The sequence below is a fragment of the Kitasatospora sp. UYEF31 genome (genome assembly GCF_057291755.1).
On sequence record NZ_JBXAWK010000115.1, the window covers coordinates 1 to 5,594 of the forward strand.

The 5,594-nt window shown below is 68.9% G+C and carries 8 protein-coding genes and 1 pseudogene; 6 read left to right on the top strand and 3 right to left on the bottom strand.

The window, feature by feature from the left end:
- The first annotated feature begins 109 nt into the window (after nucleotides 1-109).
- On the top strand, nucleotides 110-859 hold the full coding sequence (locus tag AC0Z36_RS29040; protein ID WP_485466064.1) for a formylglycine-generating enzyme family protein: 750 nt from the start codon (nucleotides 110-112) through the stop codon (nucleotides 857-859).
- A 179-nt stretch (nucleotides 860-1,038) separates the two neighbouring features.
- Here AC0Z36_RS29040 and AC0Z36_RS29045 read toward each other — a convergent pair whose 3' ends face one another.
- On the bottom strand, nucleotides 1,039-1,266 hold the full coding sequence (locus AC0Z36_RS29045; protein WP_485466065.1) for an integrase core domain-containing protein: 228 nt from the start codon (nucleotides 1,264-1,266) through the stop codon (nucleotides 1,039-1,041).
- Nucleotides 1,267-1,370: 104 nt separating this feature from the next.
- Here AC0Z36_RS29045 and AC0Z36_RS29050 point away from each other — a divergent pair.
- Nucleotides 1,371-1,931 (top strand): annotated as a pseudogene (locus tag AC0Z36_RS29050) (IS30 family transposase); the annotation flags it as partial.
- A gap of 113 nt (nucleotides 1,932-2,044) precedes the next feature.
- Entirely contained in the window at nucleotides 2,045-2,389 is a 345-nt protein-coding gene (locus AC0Z36_RS29055) for a hypothetical protein (RefSeq protein ID WP_485466066.1), read from the top strand.
- A 30-nt stretch (nucleotides 2,390-2,419) separates the two neighbouring features.
- Here the strand turns inward: AC0Z36_RS29055 and AC0Z36_RS29060 are convergent, their stop codons facing one another.
- Nucleotides 2,420-2,881 (bottom strand): hypothetical protein, encoded by a 462-nt coding sequence (locus AC0Z36_RS29060; protein ID WP_485466067.1) that lies wholly within the window; start codon nucleotides 2,879-2,881, stop codon nucleotides 2,420-2,422.
- A gap of 159 nt (nucleotides 2,882-3,040) precedes the next feature.
- On the opposite strand from AC0Z36_RS29060, the gene AC0Z36_RS29065 reads away from it, so the two are divergent.
- On the top strand, nucleotides 3,041-3,181 hold the full coding sequence (locus AC0Z36_RS29065; protein ID WP_485466068.1) for a hypothetical protein: 141 nt from the start codon (nucleotides 3,041-3,043) through the stop codon (nucleotides 3,179-3,181).
- Nucleotides 3,182-3,416: 235 nt separating this feature from the next.
- Nucleotides 3,417-3,716, top strand: a complete 300-nt coding sequence (locus AC0Z36_RS29070; protein WP_485466069.1) for a hypothetical protein — start codon at nucleotides 3,417-3,419, stop codon at nucleotides 3,714-3,716.
- Nucleotides 3,717-3,720: 4 nt separating this feature from the next.
- Here AC0Z36_RS29070 and AC0Z36_RS29075 read toward each other — a convergent pair whose 3' ends face one another.
- Nucleotides 3,721-4,083 carry a hypothetical protein gene (locus AC0Z36_RS29075; RefSeq protein WP_485466070.1) on the bottom strand — a complete coding sequence of 121 codons (363 nt, stop codon included), beginning with the start codon at nucleotides 4,081-4,083 and terminating at the stop codon, nucleotides 3,721-3,723.
- A gap of 790 nt (nucleotides 4,084-4,873) precedes the next feature.
- On the opposite strand from AC0Z36_RS29075, the gene AC0Z36_RS29080 reads away from it, so the two are divergent.
- The gene (locus tag AC0Z36_RS29080; RefSeq protein WP_485466071.1) at nucleotides 4,874-5,302 is read left to right on the top strand and encodes a hypothetical protein; all 429 of its coding nucleotides are present in this window, start codon (nucleotides 4,874-4,876) and stop codon (nucleotides 5,300-5,302) included.
- The last annotated feature ends 292 nt before the right edge of the window (nucleotides 5,303-5,594 follow it).

Genomic DNA, 5,594 nt, shown 5'->3' on the forward strand with positions numbered 1-5,594 from the left:
GAGCGGGCACTGCGGGACGAGTACCACCGGGCGGCTTGACGGCCACAGAACGTGACCGTCAAGCCCCCGAAGGACTTATGAATCGCTGCACTAGTACGATCGCCTGTCCATGGACGTGATCGCAGGCAACGAGATGATTCCCGTCCCGCCGGGGCAGGTGACCCTGTCGGACCGGAGAACCCAGCGGAGCTGGTCGATCGAACTTGCGGCCTACCGGCTGGCGACGGTCCCCGTCACCCAGGCGCGGTACGCACAGGTCACCGGTCAACGGCCGGGCAGTGCCCGGGGCGACCGGCTGCCCGTGGAGGGCGTTTCCTGGTGGGACGCGGTCCGGTACTGCAACGCGCTGTCCCAAAGCGAGGGGTTGACGCCCGCCTACCGCCTCCACACAAATACCGAGGGTGCGGAGGGCATCGCGTGGGACACATCGGCTGACGGATACCGGCTGCCGACTGAGGCCGAGTGGGAGCACGCAGCTCGTTCCGGCACGACCGAAGCGCGGTACGGCCCGCTCGACGACATCGCCTGGCACCGCGGCAACTCGCGCGAGCGGATCCACGACGTGGGCGGCAAACTGCCCAACGTGTGGGGCCTGTACGACATGCTCGGCAACGTCTGGGAGTGGTGCTGGGACATCTACGACGCCGAGGTCTACGACACCTACCGGGTGCTGCGCGGCGGTGGATGGTTCGACGAACACTGGAGCTGCCGGGCCTCGGTGCGACGGCGTAGCCACCCGACATTCCGGATCGACGACGTCGGGTTCCGTATCGCGCGTACGGTGCGCGGTGTGCTGGTCGGCGACGAACACCGGGACGGGGGCGGGGACTTCGGCCAGGCCTCTGATCAGCGTCTTTGACGGCACCTTCCGGGCCCGGCATGACTGTCAATCCCCTGGTTTCGTAGAGACCTCTTCTATGCGGCCTGGCAGCTCTGTGCGCTCTGGTCGCGTGCTTGGCTGATGATCCGTTCGAACTCTTCCGGCGGCATGCCGTCGGCCGCGCTGTGCCTTCGCCGCGGGTTGTAGAACCCGGTGATCTAGGTGGGGATCTTCAGGCGGGCTTCGGTCCGGGTGGCGAAACTCTGCCGGTGGATGTACTCGACCTTGATAAGCGAGTTGAACGATTCCGCGGCGGCGTTGTCCAACGCGGATCCCACCCGCCCCATGGACTGCACCACCCCCAACCGGTCACACAGGTTGTTGTACGCCTCGGACGTGTACTGATGGAAGGTTCGATCCCCGCCGACGGTATGACCGTCTCCCACGAGGCCGTGTACACCTGGATCTACGCCCTGCCCAAGGGTGAACTCGCCCGCCTGGGTTTCCTGCTGCCCGGAAAAGGCACCACCCGGCGCCCCCGCCGCAAGGCGGCCTGTCAGGCGGGCGCATCGTGGGCATGCGTTCGATCCACGACCGCCCCGCCGAGGCTTTGGGCCGCAAGGTCCCGGGACACTGGGAGGGGCATTTGATCATCGGTGAGGGTGGGAAGAGCGCCGCGGTGACCTTCGTCGACCGGCGGACCCGGTTCTGCGCGATCCTGGCCCTGCCCGAGGGGAAGAAGGCCGGGCCGCTCGCGGACATCCTGATCGAACACGTCGAAGGACTCCCGGAGTTGGTGCGCGAGTCGCTGACGTGGGAGCAGGGTACGGAGATGGGACGGCACGCGGCCGTGACCCTGGCGACGGGACTGCCGGTGTTCTTCGCCGACCCGCACTCGCCCTGGCGACGTCCGACGAACGAGAACACGAACCGGATCATCCGCGAGTACCTGCCCAAGGGGACGCCGATCACCTCGCACCAGCCGTACCTGACGGCGATCGCCGAGGAGATCAACAACCGGCCCCGGCGGTGCCTGGGCTTTTTGACGCCGCAGGAAGTGATGCAAAAGCTCCTGGTGGAGGAATCATCAGGTGGTGCTTCCACGGGTTGACACCACCCAAAGACGATCAAGGTAAGGCCGTCGGCGAATACAAACCCCTCGTCTCGGTGGCGGACAAGTCGAACAACATCATCACGGCCTACCCGAGGCGCTGAGGGTCACCTATGGATGACAAGGCATTGTTCGACGAGCTTATGCGCCGGCTGAACAGCGGAGCGGGTTTCGCCGAACCCCTCGGTGGCGACCAGGGCGTTCGCATCAGCCGCTGGGACGGCGGTGAGCTGACCCCGCCCCTGCTCCTGCACGTGACCTTGCGGACGCTGGGGGCGCGGATCCGTGAATCGGCCGAAGACGCCCAAGCCCTCTTTCCCGGAACCCCAGCCGCCACGGGGGGCCTGCAGTTGTTCCTGGCCCATGTCGACGAGGCGATCGACACCCGTGACGCGAACTGCACGCACCTGGTTCTGAGCCCCGGTGGGGTGACCTGCCAAAGCGCACCGCCCTCCTGAGTCCGGCGGCCGTCGAGGGGATCAGCGGGATCAGCTCTGTGCCGCCGGGAGGCTCATGTAGCCGCCCAGGGCGTCGTAGCCGAGGAAACCGTCGGCCTTCAGACGACCAAAGGCCGCCACGAACTCCCGGGGACTGTCCACCGGGTCGACTCCCGGCTGCCGCAGTACGAAGTCGAACGCGCCCGACTTCGTGGCGTACTCGAACATGGCCGCGGCCAAGATCTCGGCGCTCTCGCCGGTGATCTCCCCATCGGCCAGACCGCACATGTTGCGGATGAAGTCGAACTCAATCGCCGTACGCTGGCCGGGCACCAGGCCGGCCACACTCATCCGGCCGGTGGCCATGTACATCCGGCCGTCGACCACCTGCGGCTGCGCGCGGCGGACGGCGATCTTGTCCGGCCCCGGGCCCGTCGGTGCTTCGGCGGCCGCCATGGCGGCGCGGTCGAGCTGTTGTTGCTTCAGGATCTGGTTCCGGCTTCGCTTGCCCATATCGCCGTATCGGCCCGAACCGGCCGGCCCTTGAGCTTCCGTCCGGTGCCGGGGCGGCACCGGCGGCACGGCAACGGGGCGGCCGCACCGTGGCGGTCCCACGCGGGCGCGTCGAAACCCTCGACGACTCCGGGACGCCGGTCGAAGTGAAGCTCGGGAGTGTGGCTGACCAACACGAAAACGCGGCGGACGAAACTCACCGAGGAGCAGTCGCGGCTGCTCGCAGGGCTCGGACACGACTGGCGATGGCAGTGCACCGCCGCCCCGCTGTGCGAAGACCAGGCCCTGGCCGCCCGCTGACCTGCAGAAAAGCTCGTTGGCAGGGTCGTAGATGGATGGTACGAACTGCGGGTGACTGTATTCGTATGCGCAACCTGCGGTGATCCGATCACCGGCTCTCTCACTGAGCTGGTTGCGATACCGGCCCGACCGGCCGACTGCGGCCTCCCCAAAGCCGACGGCTCACGCCGTGCCACACCCACTCTGCCGCCTCGGCTTCTTCGCCGTGGAGCCCGGGCCGTGGGGAGCCCCTCTGGTGCCCTCCGACGAGTGCCGGGACGTCTTCGCCGGCGGCCCCTGTCTCGATGATCCCGACGGCGACGGATTCCTGGTGTCCGCGGGGCCCATAAACACGGTGGTTCTGCACCCCGACGACGCACCAGGCCTCCAGCGGCACCCCGACTACGGACACGGAGGGTGCTGCGGCCACCACGGGCAGAGCGGAATGAACCACCTGCGCCCCTGCGGCACCGAAGTCGGCACGGTAACCAGCGACTGCAACACCGCCTACGAGCTGCATCTGGACCCCGACCGGATCCGGGCGATCACCCGCTGATCCTTCAGACCCGCACCCCGAACCGACCGCCGAACACGTCGTCGAGCGGGGTCGGGTCGGCGTTCCACGCCTCCAGCGGGGTCAGGTCGCCTCCCAGCCCGGCCGGATGGTGTGCGGTGTTCCACCAGTGGACCCAGTCCAGCAGGGTGCGGACGAAGACCTCGAACGGCAGCAGGCCCCCGCCCGGCCGCCGGCCGGCGGGGAGGGTGCGGGCCCGGGGCAGGTGGCCAGGCAGGGAGGGCAGGAGCATTGTTCCCACCGCGTTGTTCAGCGCCTCGACGGTGCCCTTCAGGTGCGGGGTGTACGGGGGCAGGTCCTGGACCGGGACGGCGAGCGCCCCCAGCGCGGTGGTGACGGTGCGGCACAAGAAACTCCTTGCCGCGGTCCACCCGTACGCGGTGCGGCAGCCCGCCGATCGGGCCGTAGGGGCCTGTGGGTTCGTCGCGGGACAGTGCGGTGCGCAGTGCGGCCAGGACCGCGTCGTGGGAGGGGGCGTGCGGGGTGACGGCGGTCCCGGTGATCGCTTTGGTCGCGTAGTCGATGAACCAGGTCACCCAGGGGCGGACGGTCTGCCCGTCCAGATCCACGTCGATGGTCAGGTGTTTGTGGTCGCCTTCCCAGCAGGCGTTGCGCCAGGTGGGTGGCCGCCGGCCGAAGACGTCGTGGGCACGGCGTGCTTTTTCCCCGCCCCGCAGGCCGGCGCGTTGTCCGGCGGTCAGGTCTGTGCGGGCCGCGCGCTGCAGGGTGCGCAGCGACGGCGGGGTGGGGACGGCGGGGTCGGCGGCGGCCTGGGCGGCCCAGTCGCGGTGGGCCGCGGCGGCGTTGGCGCCCCACAGTGCCAGCCGGTGCCGGATCTCGTCGGTGATCTTAAAACGCCGGGCGGCGTGGGCGGGGGCTGGGCCGTGGGCCCGGGCTTGGGCCAGCCACCGCCACACCGTGCGCTCCCCCGCCCCGACAGCCGCGGCGGCCAGCCGTACGTGCGCCGACGTCAGTTCCCCGTGGGCGTCCAGTGCCGTCAGGCGGCCGGTGACCACCGTGCGGGTGTGGGTGTGTGGTGGGGCCAGCCACACCGGTGGCGGCTCGTGGTCGTGGTTGTTCACCGGGCACCCCCTGTTTGTTCTTCTTGCGCGTGGTGGTCCGCCGGACACGCTGTCAGGGTGTCCTTCGGTGTCGACGGTTTCGGCACCTGGCATATCGAAGTCCTCGACGCTTCAGGGGACGTTGTGGCGCACTCAGGTTTCACCGACGACGACGCGGTGCCGTTCCCGGTGGACACCGACGAGTTCGCCACCGACGATCCGGCGGCCGCGGTCGCACTGCGGCAGGCGCTGCGCGAGGCGTTCGGTGGCGCGGAAGTCGTGTGGCTGCCGGGGGTGATGAACACCCTGGACCGAAAGACCGTGCACGCGCACCGCGCGCTGGCTTCGGCCGACCGGGACCGGCGGGCCGCGCGGAAGGCGGAGGCGGATGCCGCGGCAAGTCTGCGGGCGGCGGTGACGCTGGCGCAGGCGGCGGGGCTGGGACCGGCACAGATCGCCGAACGCAGTGGGTATGCCCGCAGCACCATCAGCAAGCTTCATCGCTGAAAGGACACGTACCCGTTGGATGGAACGGCTTCTTCATGACCGAGGCGCCATTTACCGCCCAGTAATTCACGACATCAAGCAATCCAAGTCACATCCTCGCCGACGGCGATCAGTTCGCGCAGGACGTGGGCCCCGCACGGGGCGGTGTCCCTGCCGTAGATCGTGTAGGAGGGGTTACGAGGTGTTACGGCCGGAGGCCCCGTTATGTTTTTCGTGGTCCTGCAAGAGGACCGCTGGCCTCCGGGCCCGGCATGACTGTTGCCCCCTGTCGAAGACATGACCTGGGGGGTGG

Bases quoted from the DNA above. Each gene is read 5' to 3' on its own strand.
- AC0Z36_RS29040 (WP_485466064.1), top strand. From the start codon at position 110: ATGGACGTGATCGCAGGCAACGAGATGATTCCCGTCCCGCCGGGGCAG.
- AC0Z36_RS29055 (WP_485466066.1), top strand. From the start codon at position 2,045: ATGGATGACAAGGCATTGTTCGACGAGCTTATGCGCCGGCTGAACAGC.
- AC0Z36_RS29060 (WP_485466067.1), bottom strand. From the start codon at position 2,881: ATGGGCAAGCGAAGCCGGAACCAGATCCTGAAGCAACAACAGCTCGAC.